General features: G+C 49.7%; 17 protein-coding genes. 7 read left to right on the top strand and 10 right to left on the bottom strand.

What is annotated here, in order from left to right:
- From PKH29_04170 to PKH29_04140, 7 genes are all read right to left on the bottom strand, one after another.
- A partial coding sequence (locus tag PKH29_04170) for a hypothetical protein (GenBank protein ID HNX14029.1) occupies positions 1-261 on the bottom strand: 261 nt, incomplete at its 3' end.
- Positions 262-314: 53 nt separating this feature from the next.
- Positions 315-851, bottom strand: a complete 537-nt coding sequence (locus tag PKH29_04165; protein ID HNX14028.1) for a spore cortex biosynthesis protein YabQ — start codon at positions 849-851, stop codon at positions 315-317.
- A complete protein-coding gene (yabP, locus tag PKH29_04160) occupies positions 848-1,147 on the bottom strand; it encodes a sporulation protein YabP (protein HNX14027.1) in 300 nt (99 codons plus the stop codon). The genes PKH29_04165 and yabP overlap by 4 nt, the downstream gene beginning before the upstream one ends.
- A 76-nt stretch (positions 1,148-1,223) precedes the next feature.
- Complete coding sequence (locus PKH29_04155; GenBank protein ID HNX14026.1) at positions 1,224-1,472, bottom strand: RNA-binding S4 domain-containing protein; 249 nt, start codon at positions 1,470-1,472, stop codon at positions 1,224-1,226.
- Positions 1,473-1,544: 72 nt separating this feature from the next.
- Entirely contained in the window at positions 1,545-1,817 is a 273-nt protein-coding gene (locus tag PKH29_04150) for an HU family DNA-binding protein (protein ID HNX14025.1), read from the bottom strand.
- A gap of 59 nt (positions 1,818-1,876) precedes the next feature.
- Positions 1,877-2,524, bottom strand: coding sequence for a MazG family protein (locus PKH29_04145; protein ID HNX14024.1), 648 nt, complete (start codon positions 2,522-2,524; stop codon positions 1,877-1,879).
- 31 nt (positions 2,525-2,555) lie between these two features.
- A complete protein-coding gene (locus tag PKH29_04140; protein HNX14023.1) occupies positions 2,556-4,400 on the bottom strand; it encodes a polysaccharide biosynthesis protein in 1,845 nt (614 codons plus the stop codon).
- Positions 4,401-4,709: 309 nt separating this feature from the next.
- Between PKH29_04140 and PKH29_04135 the strand changes: the two genes are divergently transcribed.
- From PKH29_04135 to PKH29_04115, 5 genes are all read left to right on the top strand, one after another.
- Positions 4,710-5,960 carry a Gfo/Idh/MocA family oxidoreductase gene (locus PKH29_04135; GenBank protein ID HNX14022.1) on the top strand — a complete coding sequence of 417 codons (1,251 nt, stop codon included), beginning with the start codon at positions 4,710-4,712 and terminating at the stop codon, positions 5,958-5,960.
- Between the two features lie 25 nt (positions 5,961-5,985).
- Positions 5,986-7,116, top strand: coding sequence for a sporulation integral membrane protein YtvI (ytvI, locus tag PKH29_04130; protein ID HNX14021.1), 1,131 nt, complete (start codon positions 5,986-5,988; stop codon positions 7,114-7,116).
- Positions 7,116-8,399 (top strand): tRNA (N(6)-L-threonylcarbamoyladenosine(37)-C(2))-methylthiotransferase MtaB, encoded by a 1,284-nt coding sequence (gene mtaB / locus PKH29_04125; protein ID HNX14020.1) that lies wholly within the window; start codon positions 7,116-7,118, stop codon positions 8,397-8,399. The genes ytvI and mtaB overlap by 1 nt, the downstream gene beginning before the upstream one ends.
- A gap of 13 nt (positions 8,400-8,412) precedes the next feature.
- Positions 8,413-12,123 carry a phosphoribosylformylglycinamidine synthase gene (locus PKH29_04120; GenBank protein HNX14019.1) on the top strand — a complete coding sequence of 1,237 codons (3,711 nt, stop codon included), beginning with the start codon at positions 8,413-8,415 and terminating at the stop codon, positions 12,121-12,123.
- 87 nt (positions 12,124-12,210) lie between these two features.
- Positions 12,211-12,576, top strand: a complete 366-nt coding sequence (locus tag PKH29_04115; protein HNX14018.1) for a hypothetical protein — start codon at positions 12,211-12,213, stop codon at positions 12,574-12,576.
- Between the two features lie 190 nt (positions 12,577-12,766).
- On the opposite strand, the gene recG is transcribed toward PKH29_04115, so the two are convergent.
- Genes recG through PKH29_04100 form a run of 3 tightly spaced genes read right to left on the bottom strand, consistent with a single transcriptional unit; the run spans position 12,767 to position 18,502 of the window.
- On the bottom strand, positions 12,767-14,815 hold the full coding sequence (gene recG / locus PKH29_04110; GenBank protein HNX14017.1) for an ATP-dependent DNA helicase RecG: 2,049 nt from the start codon (positions 14,813-14,815) through the stop codon (positions 12,767-12,769).
- Positions 14,805-16,304 carry an ABC transporter substrate-binding protein gene (locus PKH29_04105; GenBank protein HNX14016.1) on the bottom strand — a complete coding sequence of 500 codons (1,500 nt, stop codon included), beginning with the start codon at positions 16,302-16,304 and terminating at the stop codon, positions 14,805-14,807. Before PKH29_04105 ends, recG begins: the two co-directional genes overlap by 11 nt.
- A 17-nt stretch (positions 16,305-16,321) precedes the next feature.
- Positions 16,322-18,502, bottom strand: a complete 2,181-nt coding sequence (locus PKH29_04100; protein HNX14015.1) for a transglycosylase domain-containing protein — start codon at positions 18,500-18,502, stop codon at positions 16,322-16,324.
- Positions 18,503-18,846: 344 nt separating this feature from the next.
- On the opposite strand from PKH29_04100, the gene PKH29_04095 reads away from it, so the two are divergent.
- Together PKH29_04095 and PKH29_04090 are read left to right on the top strand one after the other, a co-directional pair.
- Positions 18,847-20,661, top strand: a complete 1,815-nt coding sequence (locus tag PKH29_04095) for a TIGR03960 family B12-binding radical SAM protein (protein ID HNX14014.1) — start codon at positions 18,847-18,849, stop codon at positions 20,659-20,661.
- Positions 20,658-21,296 (top strand): TIGR03936 family radical SAM-associated protein, encoded by a 639-nt coding sequence (locus tag PKH29_04090; GenBank protein HNX14013.1) that lies wholly within the window; start codon positions 20,658-20,660, stop codon positions 21,294-21,296. Before PKH29_04095 ends, PKH29_04090 begins: the two co-directional genes overlap by 4 nt.
- The last annotated feature ends 27 nt before the right edge of the window (positions 21,297-21,323 follow it).

The following is a 21,323-nucleotide window of genomic DNA, read 5'->3' as shown; positions in this document are numbered from 1 at the left end:
CGGATAAACGAGCCCGAGTTTATCCCTTGCGGTTTGCTCAATCTGCTGCTGTTCATCGGCAGCGAGCAAATCGTCAAGTTTGGAATTCTGCATCTCCTGCTGCTTGAGTTGTTCGGTCAAAAGCGTCAGCTTCTGTTGGGCCTCGTTGATTTGCAGCCGCAGGCTGATTACGGAGACGATCACATAGACCACAGCAAGCAAAAAAAGCCCGCGCCAAAGAAACTTATTATTCTTTTTCTTTATTATATTTGCGCTTTTCAACCGATTCACCTCGCTTTGGATTCAGATACCAAGGGCACAAATATCCTTGTAAATTATACAACACCGTTTGATTCGAATTCAAGAGTTTTATCCTTTTTTTTGCGCGGTTTTTTCAATTTTTTAGGTCTTTTTACCCGTTCGGTCTCTCTTTTTAGACGGGCTTGTGCCTTTTCATGCTTTCTGCGTAATTTTACCGCATTCCGTTTCCGCTTTGCTGCCTCTGATTTTTGATGCAGGTCCTTCTGTATTTTATCCGATATACGTCTAAAAAATCCGGCGATTGCAGCCGTAGAATTTGTCAGGATATCGCCGATTGTCAGATAATAAACCAATGCACCGATCAAAGCGCCGATTAAAACATAACCCCGCACGATGCCGTCGTTTTGCCAAATCGCAAACATGAAAACCGCCATCCCGCTCAAAAACCAGAATACAAAATCCTGAATGGCAATCACGACTGTATTAAATCTAATGACTATACGCAAAATCTTCAAAAAACTGAAAAATACGGAAAGAGCGACGCCGAGCAGGCACGAAAACCCGAATACGCTCAGCGCATAAGACACTTCGGAGTTGATAATCGGATTCATTTAAACAGCCGTCCCAAAAATCCTCCGCTGCTTTTCTGTTCACCCGCTTCATTAATGTAAGCGATACCACCAATATTGCCTTCAACTACGAGTTCGCCGCTCTCGACCATCAGACGCACGATGTGCAACTCGCTGCCTTCGATGATCATATCACCCTGCTCGGTCTTTGCCTCGATTTTGCCGTCGTCGAAATTGTCCACGTCAAGCACCCCGGTGATGCTCAACAGATGACGGTCGTCCATAACAATGCGGTGCGGTTTGGGCTGCCGAACCGGTTCTTCAAATTTCATCGGCATTTTGATCTTCCTTTCACTTTCAAATTTGTAAAAGGTATGCCGATGAGGTTCGAAAAATGTTTACTTTTTTATCGGCTTATCGTTCTTCGAGAATGCGGAACATTTCCTGTGCCTGTTCCTTTCGAGCATTTTCAATCACGCAGAGCACTTCGGCTACCGTGGCATGCTCGCCGATTTCAATACTGATTTTATCGCCGATTTTAACGTCATATGATGCCTTTGCGGTTCTCCCGTTGACGGTAATCCTGCCGCCGTCGCAAGCTTGATTGGCTACAGCGCGGCGCTTGATCAACCTACTGACTTTCAGGTATTTGTCTAATCTCATAATGGATCCTTTCCGATTTTATGACAAAGGCCGTCCCGCTCAAAAGCGGAACGGCCTTCAGCATATAAAAAGTTATTTTACGCCGTCCTTGAGCGCTTTTCCTGCTTTGAAAGCCGGGGTTTTTGCGGCAGGAATCGAGATCTTCTGCTTGGTGCGGGGGTTGATGCCGACTCTGGCTTTTCTGGTTCTGACTTCAAATGTACCAAAACCCGCCAGTGCGACTTTATCGCCGGTCTTCAGGGCACCCGTTACTGTCTCGACAAAGGCCTCAAGCGCCTTGTCGGAATCCTTTTTCGTAAAGCCCGTTTTGTCGGCGATGGAATTGATAAGTTCCTGCTTTGTCATTTGTAGTTCCTCCCGATAGATTTTTATTTATTCACCGGTTAAAGCACCGGGAATAGACGTTATTCTTCTTCTCTTCCCCGAGAGATAAAGTCATTGAGAAAGTCGGTGAAGACTTCTTCGGCGTCCAGCTTTTCGGTTACCGCGGTGCGAACCGCTTCCCAGATGAGTGCGCTGATCTTATCTTCGGCACCGGACTGCCTTTGAGTCGGTTGCAAAATCTCGCCTTTTATCGCTGCTTTTGCGATCTTTTGCCCCCGCATTAATGCGGGCAGCGAACGCGCGACCGCGTTCATCACATCTGTGGTATCAGCTTGTCCTTTTTCAGCTTTTTTAATCTCAGCCCAGTTGTCTAAGACCTTTTCAGCCGTGTCGGCTTTAACTTCGCCGAAGACATGGGGATGGCGTAAAATCAATTTCCTGCAGATTCCGTCGCAGACCTTGTCAAAATCGAATTCACCGGTTTCTTTTGCCATCTGGGCGTGAAAGATGATCTGTAAAAGCACGTCTCCGAGTTCCTCGCACAGCGCCTCGTCGTCGTTTTGCCCGATTGCATCCGCGGCTTCATAAGCCTCTTCGATTATGTTCTTTTTGATAGTAGTGTGCGTTTGTTCCCTGTCCCACGGACAGCCCTCGGGACTGCGCAAAATCCGCATGATCTCGAGCAGATCATCGATTTTGTAATTGGATTTTTCTTCAAAAAGGACCAAATTATACCTCCGCCTCGGAATTGTCTTAATTCTAACCGATTAAATGATGTTTTTCAAGTACCTTTGCGATATTTTTTCCTTTTGGGAGCGATAAAACGTCTTCTTTGCTGATTGCCCGGAATAAAAACAGCGAGATGACATATACGACGACTCCGGCGATAATCGCCGCCGCAGTCGAAATCATCGCAGAAAGCGAAAGCACATTGTGTACAAGCAAATATCCTCCGAATGCCGCAGCAGCGCAAAGCGCCGCGCAAGTTAACGGTTTGAAAAACGTATTTCGGAAATTGAGATTGATTTTTCCGATTATACAGGTATACCAGAGTTCGCAAAAGAAGATGAACGCATAACATAAAAAGGTGCCGACCGGAGCGCCGTTAATATTGAATTGCGGAATTCCGATTAAAATAAAGTTTGTCAAAAGTTTGATACCGATGCCGCCAAATACGATTTTTACCTGAAGATCAGGTCTTCCGAGCCCTTGGAGAATACTACCGAGCGGCGTGCAGAGAGCGCCGAAAATTAAAGTAATGGCCAATATTTGCAATAGCGGCGCCGCAACCGCAACCCCTGCAATCCCCATCGAGCCCTTATAAAACATTGTCAGAATCGGTTTAGACAGCACTGCAAGCCCTAATGCACCCGGATAGGCAATCAACGCGGTTACCCGGATCGCCCGTTCGATATTCTCATGCAGTTTGTCATGATCGCCGATGGTCCAATAATGCGTGACCGCGGGCAAGGCGCTGATCCCGAAATTGAGCGTAATCATCGGGATTAAATTATAAAATATGAGACCGTAACCGTATAACCCCCAAAGATAGTTGGGCAGTTTATCAAGCGAGCCGGCGCCGACTTTAGGGTCACAGATAATGGCTGCATACATGTTTTGAAAATATTCGGGGGACTTTTGTATCAGTGAGGTCATCCGGGCGTTGATGGTGATATTGTCAATCAGCCCCGAGAGGTTGAGCGCAATTGCACCGATGGCAATCGGAATTGCAATTTTAAGCAGTGCTCGCAGCATCCGCTTGTTACTGTCTGCGTTCGGAGATTCGGCGAGTTGCTGGGCGGTAACACCATCGCCTTTTATCGTATAATGTAAAATCAAATAGATTAACCCGATAAACGCCCCGATGGTAACACCTGCGATACCGCCGGCGGCAGCATAAGGCAGGCAGGCCTCTTTTGCCTGCTGCAGCGTCTCGCAGACCTTTCCGTAAACAGGCAAACCCGCTTCAAACGCCGAAAGGCCGTGTTTGATCGATGCGTTCGCGAGGAATAATCCAAATCCCAGTTTACAGATGGTCTCGATGACCTGGGAATACGCGGTCGGGTGCATATCACGAAGGCCCTCGTAATATCCTCGAAACGCTGACATTAAACAGACAAAAAGCAATGTCGGCGAGAGTGTGCGAATCGCGTAAACCGCATCCGATGAGAACAATTCCACCGTAGTAGGCGTCCAACCGGTACTCTGTGCGATTCTTGCTGAGAGCGATGTCAGTGCGTCTGCAAGGCCGGACATCATGTTTTCAAAGAAGAACATTATGACCATTCCGACGAATCCGGTACAGAGGAAGAAAGCCAGCGCAATCTTTAATATCCGTCTGATATTTTTGTAATTGCCTGTTGAATATTGCGCCGAGACCATGCGGGCGACCGCTGCAGGAAGTCCGGCAGTGGCAAGCACATAAATCGGCAGATAAACGTTATAGGCGGTTGAAAAATAAGCCGTACCCTGCGGCGTCAGGATATTATAAAGCGGGATTTTATAGATCGCACCGATGATTTTTACAATCAAAGTAGCGATGACAAGTGTAAAAGCGCCGCTTAAAAAGCTCTGTTTGGTTGATTTGCTGTTGATCTCGGTCACCCCTTCTTTTTTTAATTTATAGTCCGATGTTTTTAGGATACGCCCAATTATACATATTGAAACCGCTATATAATACCACTTTTCGCCTGCGATGTCAAAGATTTTCCGTTGAGGCAATCGTTTGACATTTGGATTGTTGAATTCATTGATTACTGTTAACGTAACAGTTCGTCGAAGTCACTTCACATTTTAGTTTAATTTTTACGCCTGAAATGGTGTTCGTTTTTATTGACAATATCGGTCGATTTTGGTAAGATAAAAGCAGGTGTAATTTCGGTTGCACCGAAATCATTTTTGAGGTGTTTATTTATGTCTCAAGCGGCCAAAAAGAATATTAACGTGGCTTTCTCGGGCTTGGGTCAAAGAGGTATCGGCTTGATGAATCTGATGCTCGAGACCATGCCCGATGTCAATATCATTGCTCTTTCCGATCGATATGCCGACCGTGTCGAACAAGCTAAAAACGATGTTATCACAAAACGCGGAAATACACCCAAAGGTTTTCTCGATTACCGTGAAGTACTCACACTGCCGGAAGTGGACGCGATAATCACCCCATCTAACTGGGAGTCGCATTTCCCGGTCTGCCTCGATGCGATGAAGGCCGGAAAAGCCGTCGCAACCGAAGTCGGCGGAGCCTATTCGATCGAACAGTGCTGGGATCTTGTAAAAACCCATGAACAGACCGGTGTGCCGGTCATGCTGCTCGAAAATTGCTGCTACGGCGAAACCGAGATGACGGTTCTGAATATGATCAAAAAAGGCATGTTCGGCGAGCTCATCCATGCCGAAGGGGGATATCGTCACGATCTGCGCGAACAAGTCGCGCTCGGAAACGAATTGCGCCATTACCGCCTGAACAATTATAAACACCGCAACGGTGAGGTCTATCCGACCCACGAACTCGGGCCGATTTCCAAATGGTTCTCGATCAACCGGGGCAACCGGATGCTCTCTTTGGCCTCGTTTGCCTCAAAATCCCGCGGCGTCAACGAATGGATCAAGAAAAATCGCGGAAATGATTTTGAAAATGCCGAATATACTTTTGCGTTGGGCGATGTCGTGACCACCGTCATCAAGTGTGCTCACGGCGAAACCATCGTATTGACCCACGATACCTCTCTGCCTCGTCCATATTCACGCGGAAACCTTCTGCAGGGGACAAAAGGCATCTGGATGGAGGATAAAAACGGCGTTTTCTTTGACGGCATCAGCCCACGCGACGGGTGGGATCACAAATGGGAGAGCATCGAAGATTACTACGACCACTACCGTCATCCGCTTTGGAAATGGTTCCGCGAACACGGTGTCGAAGGCGGACACGGCGGAATGGATTATCTGGTCCTGCGCGCTTTTATCGAGTCCCTCCAAAACGGCACCAAAACCCCGATTGACGTCTACGATATGGCAGCCTGGATGGCCATCACCTGCCTGTCGGAGGACTCGATCGCAATGGGCGGCCAGCAAGTTCCGATCCCCGATTTTACCAACGGCAAATGGATTGACCGTGAGCCGCCGGTACTCGGAAAATACTGCCTTGACGAGATCTGCGACTGCTGATTTAAAACCGGAAGGAGGCATTTCGGTGAATCTCACCGACGAACGCAAAAAGAGTTTTATTCTTACCTGTTTTTTCTGGGCAGTTGTGATCGGACTGCTTTTTGTTATCTTTAAATATGTCTTCCCTTGGTTTTTACCTTTTTTAATCGGCTTTTGCCTTGCATCAATCGCAAACTTCTTCGCAAGAAAATTGCTCCGTAAAATTAAAATCCCGCTTAAAATCGGCTCTGCGATTGTGACACTTTTGGTTTTGGTGGTCTTCGCGGCGCTGCTGACTTTGATTGGTTATGAAATTTACAAACAAATCGCAAAATTCATCAACGACCGGGTGATCGATGGCAATCTGGTCAGTCAGATTACGCTGACGCTCTCGAACCTGATTGCAAAAATCCCAGAAAAGTTCCAGTCATCGGCCAATTCCATGGTCGTCAATTTTGTCTCCGGTTTCGGCTCCACGCTGACTCGGTTTGTCACAAATGCGGTCAGTGCCGCCCCCGGCTTCTTTTTGGGTTTGGTCATCACAATCATCGCCTCGTTTATCTTCAGCGGGGATTATAACAGGGTTACCGATTTTATCAAACTGCAGCTGCCTGAAAAAATCCGACAGATGATTCCCGGATTTAACAATTCGATGAAAACCTCTCTCGGTAAGCTTTTCAGGGCTTATCTGCTGATCATCCTGATCACCTTCACCGAATTAACCGTCGGCTTGATGATTCTCGGCGAACCGTATGCCATTGCGATTGCCGCAATCACCGCGTTTATCGACATTCTGCCCGTCTTCGGTACCGGTTTTGTGCTTTGGCCGTGGGCAATCATCTCGGTGATCAATGGAAATTATCTCTTTGCTTTGGGCTTGTTGATTCTCTATGTCGTCATTCAGGTCGTCCGGCAGATCATTGAGCCGAAAATCGTCGGTCAATCCATCGAAGTCCACCCGATCGTCACGCTGATGGCAATGTATGTCGGCGTTAAAATCATGGGCGGTATCGGCATTTTCATATTCCCGATCTCGATCGTCATCATCAAAAATATGCAGGACAACGGTTACATCTCGCTGTGGAAGCCGATGCAGAAATCTGATTCCTTGCTTGATAAGTTCGGAAAACGGTCGAAAAAGCAGCCGATTAAGCCGGAGGATGGTGACATAAAATAATGAACGTTTTAATCGCCACCTTGGGTTGCAAAGTGAATCAAAGTGAAAGTCAGGCCGTCGGAGAGCTTTTTTCTCATGGCGGCCATTTCGTTTTAACACCGAGTTCAAAAATGACCCCCGACATCTGCCTCGTCAATACCTGCGCCGTGACAGTCGAGAGCGAACACAAGAGCCGGCAGGCACTTTCGAAAATGCGCAGAACCTATCCAAACGCCGTCGTTGTGCTGTGCGGATGTATGCCGCAGGTCGCCGAAAATCCCGCTTCTTATGATGCGGATATCATCGTCGGATCAAAAGGCCGCAAAGATATCCCCGCACTGGTCGAGCGCTTTTTAAAAGATAAAAAGCGAATCATACAAATCAATCCGCATTTGGCGAACGATACTTTTGAACAGCTTTCCCCTGTTTGCTTTGAACATAAAACCCGCGCGTTTCTAAAAATCGAAGACGGCTGCGACCGTTTTTGTTCGTACTGCATCATCCCTTATGCGCGCGGACGGGTTCGTTCAATGCCGCTTGCCGAGATTGGCGGACATATCAAAAACCTTACAGCCGCGGGGCACCGCGAAATCGTCCTGACCGGAATCAATCTCGCTGCATACGGGCAGGATTTGTGCTGCAGTCTTGCCGATGCCGTGAAAGAAGCGGCCAAAGCCGGAGCTGAGCGGATTCGGCTAGGTTCGGTCGAGGCGGATTTGATGCAAGACCGCTTTTTACACGCGCTTGCGGAAATACCGCAGTTCTGCCCTCAATTTCACCTGTCACTTCAAAGCGGTAGCGACACGGTGCTTTCGCGCATGAACCGTCATTATACGACCGAAGAATATTATCGACTCACCCGAAAACTCAAAACGCTGTTTCAAAATCCGTCGTTTACGACCGACATCATGGTCGGATTTCCGGGCGAAACGGACAATGAATTTGCCGAGAGCGTGGATTTTGTGCAAAAAGTCGGTTTTTCAAGGCTGCACGTTTTTGCCTATTCCGCAAGGCCGGGAACGCCAGCAGCCAAAATGACGCAGGTGCCGCCGGACGTCAAAAAGCAACGCGCCGCATCTATGGCTGAAATCGGGGACAAGCTGGTCGCCGATTTCGCTGTTTCGCAAATCGGGCAGACCGTTTCGGTGCTGTTCGAAACCGTGAAAAACGGACAATATTTAGGCAGAGCCGAAAACTATGTCCCTATTATTGTAGAGAGTCCAATCGACCTCCGAAAACAGATTCTTTCCGTGCTTGTCATTTCGAGTGAGGGCGAAACCTGTTTCGGAACCGTAATTTCATAAAAGGAGTACTATTATGCCTGTCTTCAGAAGCTACACCGAAAAGAAAGCCGGCTTTCGCGCCGACTGCGAACGGCTGCGCGGCGACTTCGCCAACGAACTCGGAATCCGTACCGTCGAATCGGTTCGCATCGTCAACCGTTACGACATCGAAGGAATCGAAGAAAACTTCCTCGAAACCGTGCGCACCAAAGTGTTCGGTGAGCCGGCGGTTGACGAGATTTTTGAGACGCTCACATTCGAGAAAACCGAGTTTGCGCTTGCGGTCGCTTATCTGCCCGGGCAGTTCGATCAGCGCGCCGACTCCTGCGAGCAGTGCGTGCAGCTGATCACCAAAGGCGTACGCCCCAAGGTGAAATGCGCGAAAATTTATATTTTTTCGGGTGTTCTCTCCGACGAAGACAAGATGGCCATTAAAAAATATCTGATCAATCCGGTGGACAGCTGCGCGGTCTCACTCGACCCATTTGTAACACTCGACGAAAAATTTGAAACCCCCGCCCTGCCCGAGACATTGGAAGGTTTTTGCAAGCTAAACAAATCGGAACTGGAAGAACTGCGCAAAAAGCTCGGGCTTGCAATGGATTACGATGATATCACGTTCTGCCAAACCTATTTTTCGACCGAGGAAAAGCGCGACCCGACCATCACCGAAATTCGGATGATCGACACCTATTGGTCTGACCACTGCCGCCATACCACATTTTTAACCGTGTTGAACGACATTAAAATCGAGGATGAAGAAGTCAAAGCCACATACGAGCAATATTTAAAAATGCGCGAAGTTGTCTACGGCGAAAAAGCCAAGACCCGCCCGATCACCTTGATGGACATTGCCACAATCGGTGCGAAATACCTGAAAAAGATCGGCAAGCTCATACGCATGGATGCTTCCGAAGAGATCAACGCCTGCTGCGTGAAAATCACACCTAAAATCGACGGCAAGCCCGAAGCTTGGCTGTTGATGTTTAAAAACGAGACCCACAACCACCCGACCGAAATCGAGCCGTTCGGCGGCGCGGCGACCTGCCTCGGCGGCGCCATCCGCGATCCGCTTTCGGGGCGCGCCTACTGCCATCAAGCCATGCGCGTGACCGGCGCGGCTGACCCGAATACCCCGTTTGAAAAGACCCTGCCGAATAAGTTGCCTCAGCGTAAACTCTGCCTTGAGGCCGCTGCCGGATTCAGCTCCTACGGCAATCAGATCGGACTTGCGACCGGCATTGTCTCCGAAATTTATCACCCCGGTTATGCGGCGAAACGGCTTGAGACCGGCGCGATTATCGCCGCTGCACCCGCCAAAAACGTGCGCCGCGAGACCCCGATGCCCGGTGATGTGGTTATTCTGCTCGGCGGCAAGACCGGACGCGACGGCTGCGGCGGTGCGACCGGTTCATCGAAAGCGCATAACACCGAATCGCTGCAGACCTGCGGTGCGGAGGTGCAAAAAGGCAACCCGCCTGAGGAACGCAAATTGCAGCGGTTATTCCGCGATCCCAAAGTTACCGCGATGATCAAACGGTGCAACGACTTCGGCGCGGGTGGCGTCTCGGTCGCCATCGGCGAACTTGCCGACGGGCTGAAAATCGACCTCGACGCGGTCCCGAAAAAATATGAGGGCCTCGACGCCACCGAGCTAGCGATCTCGGAATCGCAGGAGCGTATGGCGGTCGTGGTCGCCAAAAACGATATGGACAAGTTCATCGAATACGCAGCCGCTGAAAACCTCGACGCAACCCTTGTTGCGGTTGTCACGGACGACGAGCGCATGACGATGATTTCAAAAGGACAGGCCGTGGCCTCGCTCTCGAGGGATTTCCTCAACTCCAACGGCGCGTCCAAACACGCCTCTATCCTTGTGAAAAAACTGCAAAAACCCGAATTTGCCTCCAAAAAAGGGGGACTGCCCGACCAGTTCAACGCCGCTGTCTCCGGCTTGAACGCCGCATCCCAAAAGGGCCTCTGCGAACGCTTTGACGGCTCCATCGGCGCAGGTTCGGTCTTTATGCCGTTCGGCGGCAAGACCCGCACCACACCCCAACAGGCGATGGTCGCGCTGCTTCCGGTGCTCGGTGGACAGACCGACGACTGCTCGATAATGGCTTACGGCTTTAACGCCGATATCTGCGATCAAAACCCGTTTTTCGGTGCGTTTTCTTCGGTAGTGTCTTCGGTCGGAAAACTCGTCGCGGCAGGTGCGCCGCTAAATACGGATGCCGAGAACTGCTGGCTCTCTTTACAGGAATTTTTCCCGTCGCCGCGCAAAGATCCGGAGCGTTGGGCATTGCCTTTCTGCGCGCTGCTCGGCGCTTTGAAGGCGCAGGTCTCGCTCGGGTTCGCCGCCATCGGCGGCAAGGATTCGATGTCCGGCAGCTTTGAGAATATCGACGTTCCCCCGACATTGATCTCGTTCGCGGTATCGGAGACGACCGCCGACCGGGTAATCAGCTGTGAATTCAAAGATTCAAATCATCCGGTCTATTTGATCGCTCCGAAAACAGGAAGCGACCTGACCGAATCCATACCCGCGACCTTTACCAAAGTCGAAAAACTGATCGGGGAGAAAAAGATTCTCTCCGCTTATTCACTGACCGACTGCTCCGCTGCGGAAGCGCTTTGCAAGATGTGTTTCGGAAACGACATCGGTGTCAAACTCGCCTGCGTACCCGAGCAAAAATTCTTCTTTGACCCTCTGCCCGGCGGCTTTTTGGTCGAGGCCGAAAGCGAGCTCAACGAGTTGCTGATCGGCACCACGACCACCAACGGAGTTATCCAAACTCCGGATGGAAATATTGAAATCGGTAAATTGCGCTCTGCCTGGGAAAAACCGCTCGAAGCGGTTTACCGCACCAAAGTCAGCGCACCGACCGAGATTCGAAAATATACCCTTTATGCCGAGCGTTCCAACATTGCGCCTTCAATCAAAACCGCCCGCCCGAATGTACTCATTTCTGTCTTCCCCGGCACCAACTGCGAATACGATGTCGCCCGCCGGTTTGAAGAGGCCGGTGCGAAAGCCGATATCTTTGTGGTCAAAAACCGCAGCGCTTCCGATGTCGCTGAGAGTGTGGAAAACATGGTCAGGCAACTTGAACAGTCGCAGATTCTGATGATCCCCGGCGGCTTCTCGGGCGGTGACGAACCCGACGGCAGCGGAAAATTTATCACCGCTTTTTTTAATAACCCCGATATTTCCTCGGCAATCAACGGCCTGCTTTACAAACGGGACGGACTCGCGCTCGGTATCTGCAACGGATTTCAGGCGCTGATTAAACTCGGACTCGTGCCGTTTGGCGATATCCGCGCGATGACCGCTGACAGCCCGACTTTGACCTTTAACGCCATCGGCCGGCACCAGTCGATTCCGGTGCGCTTAAAAGTCATCTCGGCCAAGTCGCCGTGGATGAAATACGCAAATCCGGGCGAGGTCTACACGATTCCGGTCTCGCACGGAGAGGGCCGGTTTGTCGCTGATCCCGCGCTGATTGAGCAATTGGCGCAAAACGGGCAGATCGCCACGGTCTATGTCGACGAAAACGGCAATCCGACCATGCAAATGCCCCACAATCCCAATGGCTCGATGGCTGCGGTCGAAGGCATCACCTCGCCCGACGGCAGAGTTTTCGGGAAAATGGGTCATGACGAGCGCTGCGGCAAAAACCTGCTGCGCAATGTCGGCGGCTCGTCGATTGATTTGTTCCGCGCAGGAGTGGACTATTTTAAATAGGCGTTCATAAAGCTGTAGGTGCGATCCTATTGGTCGCCCGCCGTTTCTTCATTAATAATGAAAATTAATACTTTAACAGGTGTTTTTATGGAGAAGTGTAAACTTATAAAACCCGATATTTCTTATCAAGACGATATTATTTCGTTTCGTCAGGAAATGTTGGAAGCAAATAGTTCAATGGACGGAACAGGTCCGCTCAGACATATGGAAAACATCGAGGAATGGTTGGAATTTAATCGAAAATCAGAGAATCCAGACACCGTTCAAAATGAGTTAGTAACTGCCGAGCAATTCATCTATGTGCGTGAAACCGATCATAAAATAGTAGGTATGATTCAATTCCGTCATTATTTTATGATTTTCTTGAAAAATACGGCGGGCATATCGGTTATTCGGTTCGGCAGAATGAGAGAAGTAAAGGATATGCAAAGCAAATGCTTTCCGATTGTCTGAAAGCTTGCAAAGAATACGGACTCGACAAAGTTTTGATTACATGCCTTCAAGAAAACGAGGGCAGCAAGAGAACCAAAATAGCAAACGGCGGAATCTATGAAAGCACCGTGTATGATGAACGTGAAAGCGAATATCTTGAAAGATATTGGGTGAATTTATAATTCCTATATCTTGAGGAACGCCCTGTTTTCTAATTCAACCCGCCTCCGGCAATCTCATTGCGAATCTCGGCGATCATTTTTTCCAAAATCGGTGGAGGGTTGACTGCGAGTTTTATTGCGGCATTTTTGGCGGCGGCTACAGCGGAAAAATCGGATAAACTCCCTGCTAAACGTAAAATCGGAAGACCGCTTTGGCGCTCACCGAGAAAATCGCCCGGGCCGCGCAATTTTAAGTCTTTTTCGGCAATTTCGAAACCGTTTGAACTGTCTTTCATGATGTTCAACCGTTCATACGCCGTGTCGGAACAGGCATGTGCCACTAAAATACAATACGACTCGTGTGAACCCCTGCCCACTCTGCCGCGCAGTTGGTGAAGTTGGGCAAGCCCGAACGAATCGGCATCCTCGATGGTCATGATCGTGGCATTCGGCACGTCAATGCCGACCTCGATGACCGTAGTTGAAACAAGCAACTGTGTATTCCCTGCGATAAAATCGGACATGACCGCGTTTTTCTCGGCGGCTGCCAGCCGTCCGTGCAAGAGCGCGGTTTTATATTGCTTGAACGCGGGCTGAATCGCTTTTTCGTAATAGACCGCTGCCGCCTGCTTTCCCGATTCATTGTCGTCGATGGCCGGGCAGACGATATAGGCCTGCCGCCCCTTGTCCAGTTCCTTTTTGATAAACTCGAACAGGTGTGCACGGCTTTTTTCTTTGTAGATATAGGTCTTAATCTCCCGCCGGCCGTTGGGAAGTGTATCAAGCACCGAAAGGTCGAGATCGCCGTAGAGCATCAGCGCCAGTGTGCGCGGAATCGGGGTTGCCGACATGACAAAAAAGTGCGGAGAGATGCCTTTTGCCGCCAATTTCGACCGCTGACGGACGCCGAACCGGTGTTGTTCATCCGCAACCACCAAAGCTAGATTTTGATAAATCACATTGTCGGAAAACAGCGTGTGGGTTCCGATTAAAATATCGATTTCACCCGAGGCAAGCGATTCTGAAATTCGTTTGCGCTCGGCTTGTTTGGTTGCGCCCGTCAGCAATTCACAGCGAACACCGAGCCCGGAAAGAAGACCGTTCAAATTTTTGTAGTGTTGATTCGCAAGCAGTTCCGTGGGCGCCATCAGCGCCGACTGATAACCGGCTTTTGCCGTTCTGTAAAGCAATGCCGCACAGACAGCGGTCTTCCCCGAACCGACGTCACCTTGCAATAAACGGTTCATCGGCTTTTCGCCAGCCATATCCTCAAATGCCTGTTTGATGGCGTTCTTTTGGCAATCGGTCAGTTTAAAGGGCAGCGCGGCGACGAACAGCTTCATATCGCAACGCGGAATAATAACGGCCTGCCCCTCCCGCGCGCCTGCTTTCATGGCCTCCATGATCAAGTTGAAAGTCAGCAGTTCACCGAAGATCAATCGCTGCTTGGCAAGCTCATATGCTTGACAGTCAGAGGGGAAATGGATATTACGAAGTGCGTAGTTCAGCGAACAAAGCCCATATTCTTTTCGGATTTCATCGGGAAAAGGTTCTTCTATTAAAGGCAGGAAAATTTCGAGCACGGCAGCGATGATTTTTGCGATGGCAGCGCTGTTTAAGCCCTTTGTCTGCGCATAAATCGGTACCAACAGCCCGCGGTTTCCTTCCAGTGAGACATACTTTGGAGAAATCATCTCTACCCTGCCGCTTGTTTTGTCAATCTTCCCTGTAAAGCAATATTCCTTGCCGTCTTTGAGCCCTTCGGCGGCATATTGACTGTTGAAAAAAACCATGCGTCCGACCGCCCCGTCGGCGTCAACAACCCGCACGTTATACAGCGTGATGTTTCTATTTATTGTCGGCACCCGCACCGCTTTTCCTGTCACGGTGGCGTTGACCGAACAGACCTCTCCTTTTGTCGCGTTCTCAAAAGTTGAACCGGCGGAGAAGTCCATATGGGCGCGCGGGTAAAAATCGATCAAATCGGCTGCGGTTTTGAGTCCCAGTTTTAAAAGCAGCGCAGCCCTTGCAGGGCCAACACCCTTGATGAATTGGACGCCGGTCTCTTTTGCTTTCGGGCAATAAAAACTATTTAGCATCCTGACTCACCGTCGTTATCTCCTGCGTATATGCCAAATTATAAAAAGCATTTTCAAAGGTGTCTGACTGCGTCACGACAAGATTAGACGAAAATGCGGCAGCGCCGTCGCGATAAACGAGAGGAATAAACGGTAGTTCCGACTCAAAAGCAGCGAGGAAACGGGTGCTGTCGCCGGTCCTAAGATAAGCGTTGCGAGTGTCGCAGAGATATTGCGAACATAAAATTCCCTGCTGCGGGGTGAGTGAATCGATCAGTTCGTTAAAGTTATAATCCGCAGAGAGTTTGATTTCTCCAATGTATATATCACATCCGCCATAAAGTACGGCATTCTGATAGGCGCCGAAATCCAATGAGAGGAGGTTGACCGAAATGCCGATTGCCGAAAGCTCACGCTGCAATTCATTTGCTAAATTCACTTTCGCCGCATTGTCGCTGTTTACAACGAGCCGTAAAGTTCCCGTGAATTCAGACGCTTGGAATCTCGAAATTGCCGCCGTGGTGTTTTGCATCAAGTTGGTGCAGCTTGTTGTGATCTTTGAAAAATTAGGATTAAACGGCGTGTCCGCAACTTCGGAATAACCGCCGAAAAAGGCATTGACGCGGGTTCGGTCAATAGCGAGCGAAATCGCCGTCCGCAAGTTCGGATCGGCGCATACGCCCGCAGCGGTAAAACCGATGTAGACCATCCGGTTCTGCGGAATCTGATAGACGTTGCCCGAAATCATGGGGAGAGTATCTCCGACCAGTTCGCTGTAACCGGCATTGATGATGTTTGCCGCGAGCGAATCATTCATCGCTGTAAAATCCGGAATGGCTTTTAATAAAAACTTTTTTACTTTTGCGGTCCCTGCTCTCGGATGAAACGGGTTCAGCGATAGCTCTGCTCCATTATTATAGGACGGAGCATATAAACCGCTGCCCATATAATCGATCTTTGTCGAAGTTGGAACAGAATAATTGGCTTTTTTTATTACGGGAAAAGTCGTAGCTGCTGGGAAATTGATATTTTCCTTTACCAGCTTGACAATTACATCGTTTCCGCTTGCCTCTACGCTCGTAAAAATTCCGGAAAGATAGGCATAATTTGAGCTTGTGACGGCTTTTGTATAGGAAAAAACAACGTCAGCTGCCGTGACCGCAGAACCGTCCCAAAAGGTACGGCTTGAATTTAATATGATTTTATACTCAAGATCGGAAACCTTTTGGACTGAAGCTGCCAAAACCGCATAGGTCATCATATTGCTGTCCAGATTAAAAAGCGGCTCATAACAAAGCTTGGCGATTTCGCGGTTCAAATCGGTAATTTCCGCATACGGATCCAACGAATAGGATGAATGATAAGCTAAAATCAGATTATCGGCATCCGCTGTTACAGTCTGATTTTCGGCCGTATCATCGGAACCGAGTAATTGTCCGGGTTCGGATCCGCAGGCGCAATATGAGATCAATAGGATTGCCGCAATTAAAAACGAAATTCTTTTTTTCATCGCCCACTCCCGTTAATTTATTGACCGCAGATATCGCAGGTCTCAATATATTGCGATTTTTTATACCATCCATAGGCGGTGTTTTTGCAATTCGGGCCTGCCATCAGACCGCTGACTGTGCAATAAAGCCGACGCTCGACCAGATCCGAAGTAAAAAAGTCGGAGTCAGGTTTACCCTCATGAATCACCTTCATGATCTTGAGCCAAGCATCAAGCGACGGGTTTGCCAAGCTCTCGTCCATCTCGGTCTTGGTGTCGTAGCCGGTCCAGACGACGCCGACATAATACGGCGTGAGACCGACAAACCAACGGTCGTTGTAATCGGTGGTGGTACCGGTTTTAGCCGCTACCGGATATCCGAGCTGCGAAGCTTTGCGGCCTGTGCCGTTTTCACCTTCCACCACTCGCTGCATCAACCGGTTCATAATGAAGGCGCTCTCCTCGGTCATCACCCGGGTCGCGGTAGGATGTTTGGTTAAAATCACGTTGCCGCTGGCATCTTCAACTTTGGTATACGTGTACGGTTCGGTATAGAGACCGCCCTCGCCGCCGTAAATCTGATAAGCGGCCGCCATCTCCAACACCGTGACGCCGTTTGTCAGCGAGCCCATGCTCAGAGGTGCAAGCCCGATGTCGGAGAAAGTTTTGCCGTTGATCCTTTTGGATTTTACAAGGGTGGTCATGTGTAGTTTATTATATACGAAATTAAAGCTGACCTCCGGTGTGACCATTTGAAGCACACGGGCTGCAACGGTATTGGTCGAACGCTGAATCGCATAATCGAGGGTTACAAGCCCCTTATATCCGCTGTAATAATTATTCGGCCAATCGTAAGATACTCCGTAATCATCCTGCAGTTGAATCGGTCCATCGAGCAGTTTTTGCGACCAATAGATTAAATTTAGTTCGATTGCAGGTCCGTAAACAGCAAGCGGTTTAATCGCGGAACCCGATGAACGCGTGGAATCGGTCGCCCGGTTCCAAAGCAGATTGGCGGTTTTTTCGCCCTTTCCGCCCACGATACCGAGAACCCTGCCGTTGTAGTCCATGATTGCCATCGCCGACTGCGGCTGTTCGTCACGATTCTCTTTGATAAAATTGGCCTCGTTGTAATATTGGTCTTCCATGGCTTTCTGGATATTCTGGTCGACCGCCATATAAATGCGAAGACCGCCGTTTTGCAATAAATATTTAGCCGTTGTCGCAGTATAGCCGAGTTCGGATTGCAAATCTTTTAAAACATCTTCATAGACTTGATCCTCGTACCAGGAATAGACGTCGGTGGTCCTGACGGTTCCCGCATCGCCGACGAACACCAATTTTTGATTAATGGCTTCCTGATATTCCGGCCTGGTGAGCCAGCCCTGCTGATACATGACTCTGAGCACATACATGTAGGCCTGCTTGTTTTTCTCGGGATGCAGAAGCGGATTATTTGCGGTTGGGTAACGCGTGATGACAACAATGCTCGCCGCCTCTGCTACGGTCAGCTGCGAGACATCTTTTCCGAAATAGAATTTAGCCGCCGACTGGATGCCGTTGCAGCTGTAGCCCAAAAACATGGTGTTCATATAGGCCTCGAGGATGATGTCCTTTGAGACCGTCTTTTCAAGGTTAAGCGCGCGCATAATCTCCTGGACTTTCCGCTCGATCGTGACCTCGTCATCGCCCGTGATATTTTTAATCAGCTGCTGGGTCATTGTGGAACCGCCCTGCTTGTTGCCCCAAAAATTGAAAACCAGGTTAGCTGCCGCTCCGAAGGTTCTGACCCAGTCGACGCCGTGGTGGTCGTAAAACCGCTTGTCCTCCGAAGCCACAACGGCTTTTTGAACATGCTCCGGCACATCGCCGATGTCAACCCAGATGCGGTTTTCGTCGCTGTAGACTTTTGCGGTCTCGACATATTCGCCGGTTGTCGGATCCTGAGCAAGCATTAATGTCGTGTATTTCAATCCGGAGATATCGATGGTCGCGGTCGGATCAACGTATTTGATCACATAGACGGTCATCACGGCGCCGAATACACAGCCCGCGATGATCAGCATCATCATAAAGCCGGCGCAGAACTTCCAAAACTTCGCCCATCCGGCGCTTCTCTCTTTATTGTCCGGCCTCTGCTCTGCTCTTTTCGCTCTGAGTTTTTCGGCCAGGCTACTGATTTTCTGAATCATACCCGTTCCCGTCTCTTTTTCGGCCATATTTTCCTCCGAATATAAACTAAACACTGATCGAAAACGACCCATTATTTGTCGTCTCAGACATTATAACATACCCGCTTTGGTTTTGCAATCGAGGAAATCCGGACGGTTTCAAGCGCTCATTACGGTTTCAACAAATCAAAATCGGTGTTCCAAGATTCTGGGATTGTCGGTTCAAATAACCGACAATCCAAAACGAACCGAAACCAAGCGTCCTAAACACTAAATCTTCAACGGTTCGTTGCGCTTGAAGACTGCGCACTTATGAGGTATAATATACGGGCATTGTCACGATTGTGTGATTGGAGAGGTTATTTTTGTATTCTGAAACAGAGAAATATTTGATGAATGTCTCGAAACCGGGGCGGTATATCGGACATGAGACAGGCTGTGAGATGAAGGACAAAGCGGACGTCAAACTCCGCTTTTGCTTCTGTTTTCCCGATATCTACGATATCGGAATGTCTTACTTAGGCCAGAAAATCCTGTACGGCCTGCTCAATAACGACTCCGAAATCTGGTGCGAACGGGCATATGCCCCATGGCCGGATATGGAAAAAGTACTGCGCGACCATGATATCCCGCTCTACGGACTCGAAAGCGGCGACCCGCTGTCCGAATTTGACGTGATCGGTTTTACGTTGCAATATGAGTTATCCTATACCAATATTCTGAATATTCTCGATCTCGCGAAGCTGCCGCTTCGCGCCAAGGACCGCAAAACCGCATTTCCGCTGGTAATCACAGGCGGTCCCTGCGTTTGCAACATGGAGCCGATTGCGGATTTTGTGGATCTGGCCGTGCTCGGCGAAGGTGAGGAAGTCTTGCCGGAGTTGATGGCTGTTTGTAAAAAGGCCAAGGCAGATAGTTGGGACAAAGACAAGCTGCTAAAAGAAGCCGTTAAAATCACGGGCATCTATGTCCCCTCTTTTTACGATGTTGTTTATAATGATGACGGCACGATTCAATCGGTCACGCCCAAAAACGACGCGCCCGCGAAAGTGAAAAAGCGCATTGTCAAAGATCTTGACAAGATGTATGCACCGCCGCCCGGGCCGGTACCTTATATCGAAGTCGTCCAATCGAGAGCCGCAACAGAGCTGTTTCGCGGGTGCATCCGCGGCTGCCGGTTCTGTCAGGCGGGTTACATCTACCGTCCGGTGCGCGAGCGCAAAGCCGACACCGTGCGAGATATTCTGATCGACGAATGTACCGTCTCGGGCTATGAGGAGATGGCGCTCTCATCGCTTTCAACCAGCGACTATACCGAAATCGTTCCGCTGCTCGACGAGCTCACGGCGAAAACCGATCAACAAAAAGTCAACCTCTCACTTCCGTCGCTGCGAGTAGATAATTTTTCTTCCGAGGTATTGGATAAGGTCTCTGCGGTGCGGAAAAGCGGCCTGACATTTGCCCCGGAAGCCGGAAGCCAGCGCCTGAGAGATGTCATCAACAAACAGGTCACCGAAGAGGAGTTCGAGCGCACCTGTAAAGTTGTCTTCAACGGCGGATATACCTCCCTGAAGCTCTATTTTATGATCGGGCTGCCGACCGAATCCGACGAGGATATCATCGCAATCGCCCAAATGGCACAGAAAGCGGTGGATCTCTATTACCAAAACGCCGAGAACCCGAAGGGGCATCTGTTGAATATCTCCATCGGCGTGTCGACTTTTATCCCGAAACCGTTCACCCCGTTCCAGTGGGTCGGGCAGGATAGCGAGGAAGAGATTGTGAGGAAGCAGAAGCTGCTCGCTTCCTCGATCAAGACCCGCAAGATCACCTATAATTATCACGATATGGAGACCAGCCGCCTTGAAGCGGTCTTCGCGCGCGGCAACCGGACGCTTTCGACTGTCATCGAGACGGCTTTTCGAAACGGCTGTCGACTGGACGGTTGGAACGAGTGGTTCAAATATGATGTATGGCTTGACGCGTTCAAGACTTGCGGCGTCGATATGGACTTTTTCGCCGCGCGTACCATTGGCGAAGATGAGATTCTGCCGTGGGAACACTTGGACGTCGGCGTAACCAAGGCGCATTATCTGCGCGAATACCACCGGGCACTCGAGGGCGTTACCACGCCGAACTGCCGCACGAAGTGCGTCGGCTGCGGAGCGGCGGTTTATGGATTCTGCGGGAAAGAAGGCAGCAAATGAAATATCGCCTGTGGTTTGTAAAAAAGGGCGTTTTGCGCTTTATCTCACACCTGGACGTCAACCGCACGATGATGCGCGCTCTGCGCAGTGCAGAGCTGCCGATGACCTATTCGCAGGGCTTTAATCCGCGCCCCTTGTTGACTTTCGCACTGCCGCTTTCGCTCGGGATTGAAAGCGACTGCGAGAGCATGGACATCCAGACCGAGAGCGAGATCGACTGCGAAAAAGTTGTGGAAAAACTGAATCGATTTTTGCCGCCCGAACTGCATATGATAAGCTGCGCGCCACCTGTGAATGACCCGAAGATCATCACCGAGGCGACTTATCGGATCGTGTTCACCTACCCCGGCGTAAAAGTAAAGTTCAAACAGTTTTGGAATGCGGACAAGGTGATCGTAATCAAAAAGACAAAATCGGGGACAAAAGAGATCGACCTGAAGTTACTCGTGAAAATCGGCAAAATCACAGGTGACAGTGAAAAATGCGAATTCGAGGCAATATTACCGACCGGAGTGGCCGAAAACATCAACCCCACCCTTCTGACAGATGCATTTTGCGAACAGTGTGCGACCGAAGCGGATGTCAGCATTACACGCATTGAAGTGCGGATGAAAAACGGGGAGAAATTTGTCTGATATATTCTTGACAGACCGGTGATTTTG

It is taken from the genome of Oscillospiraceae bacterium, assembly GCA_035353335.1.
Lineage (GTDB): Bacteria > Bacillota > Clostridia > Oscillospirales > JAKOTC01 > DAOPZJ01.
This window is presented reverse-complemented; position numbering and strand designations above follow the sequence as displayed.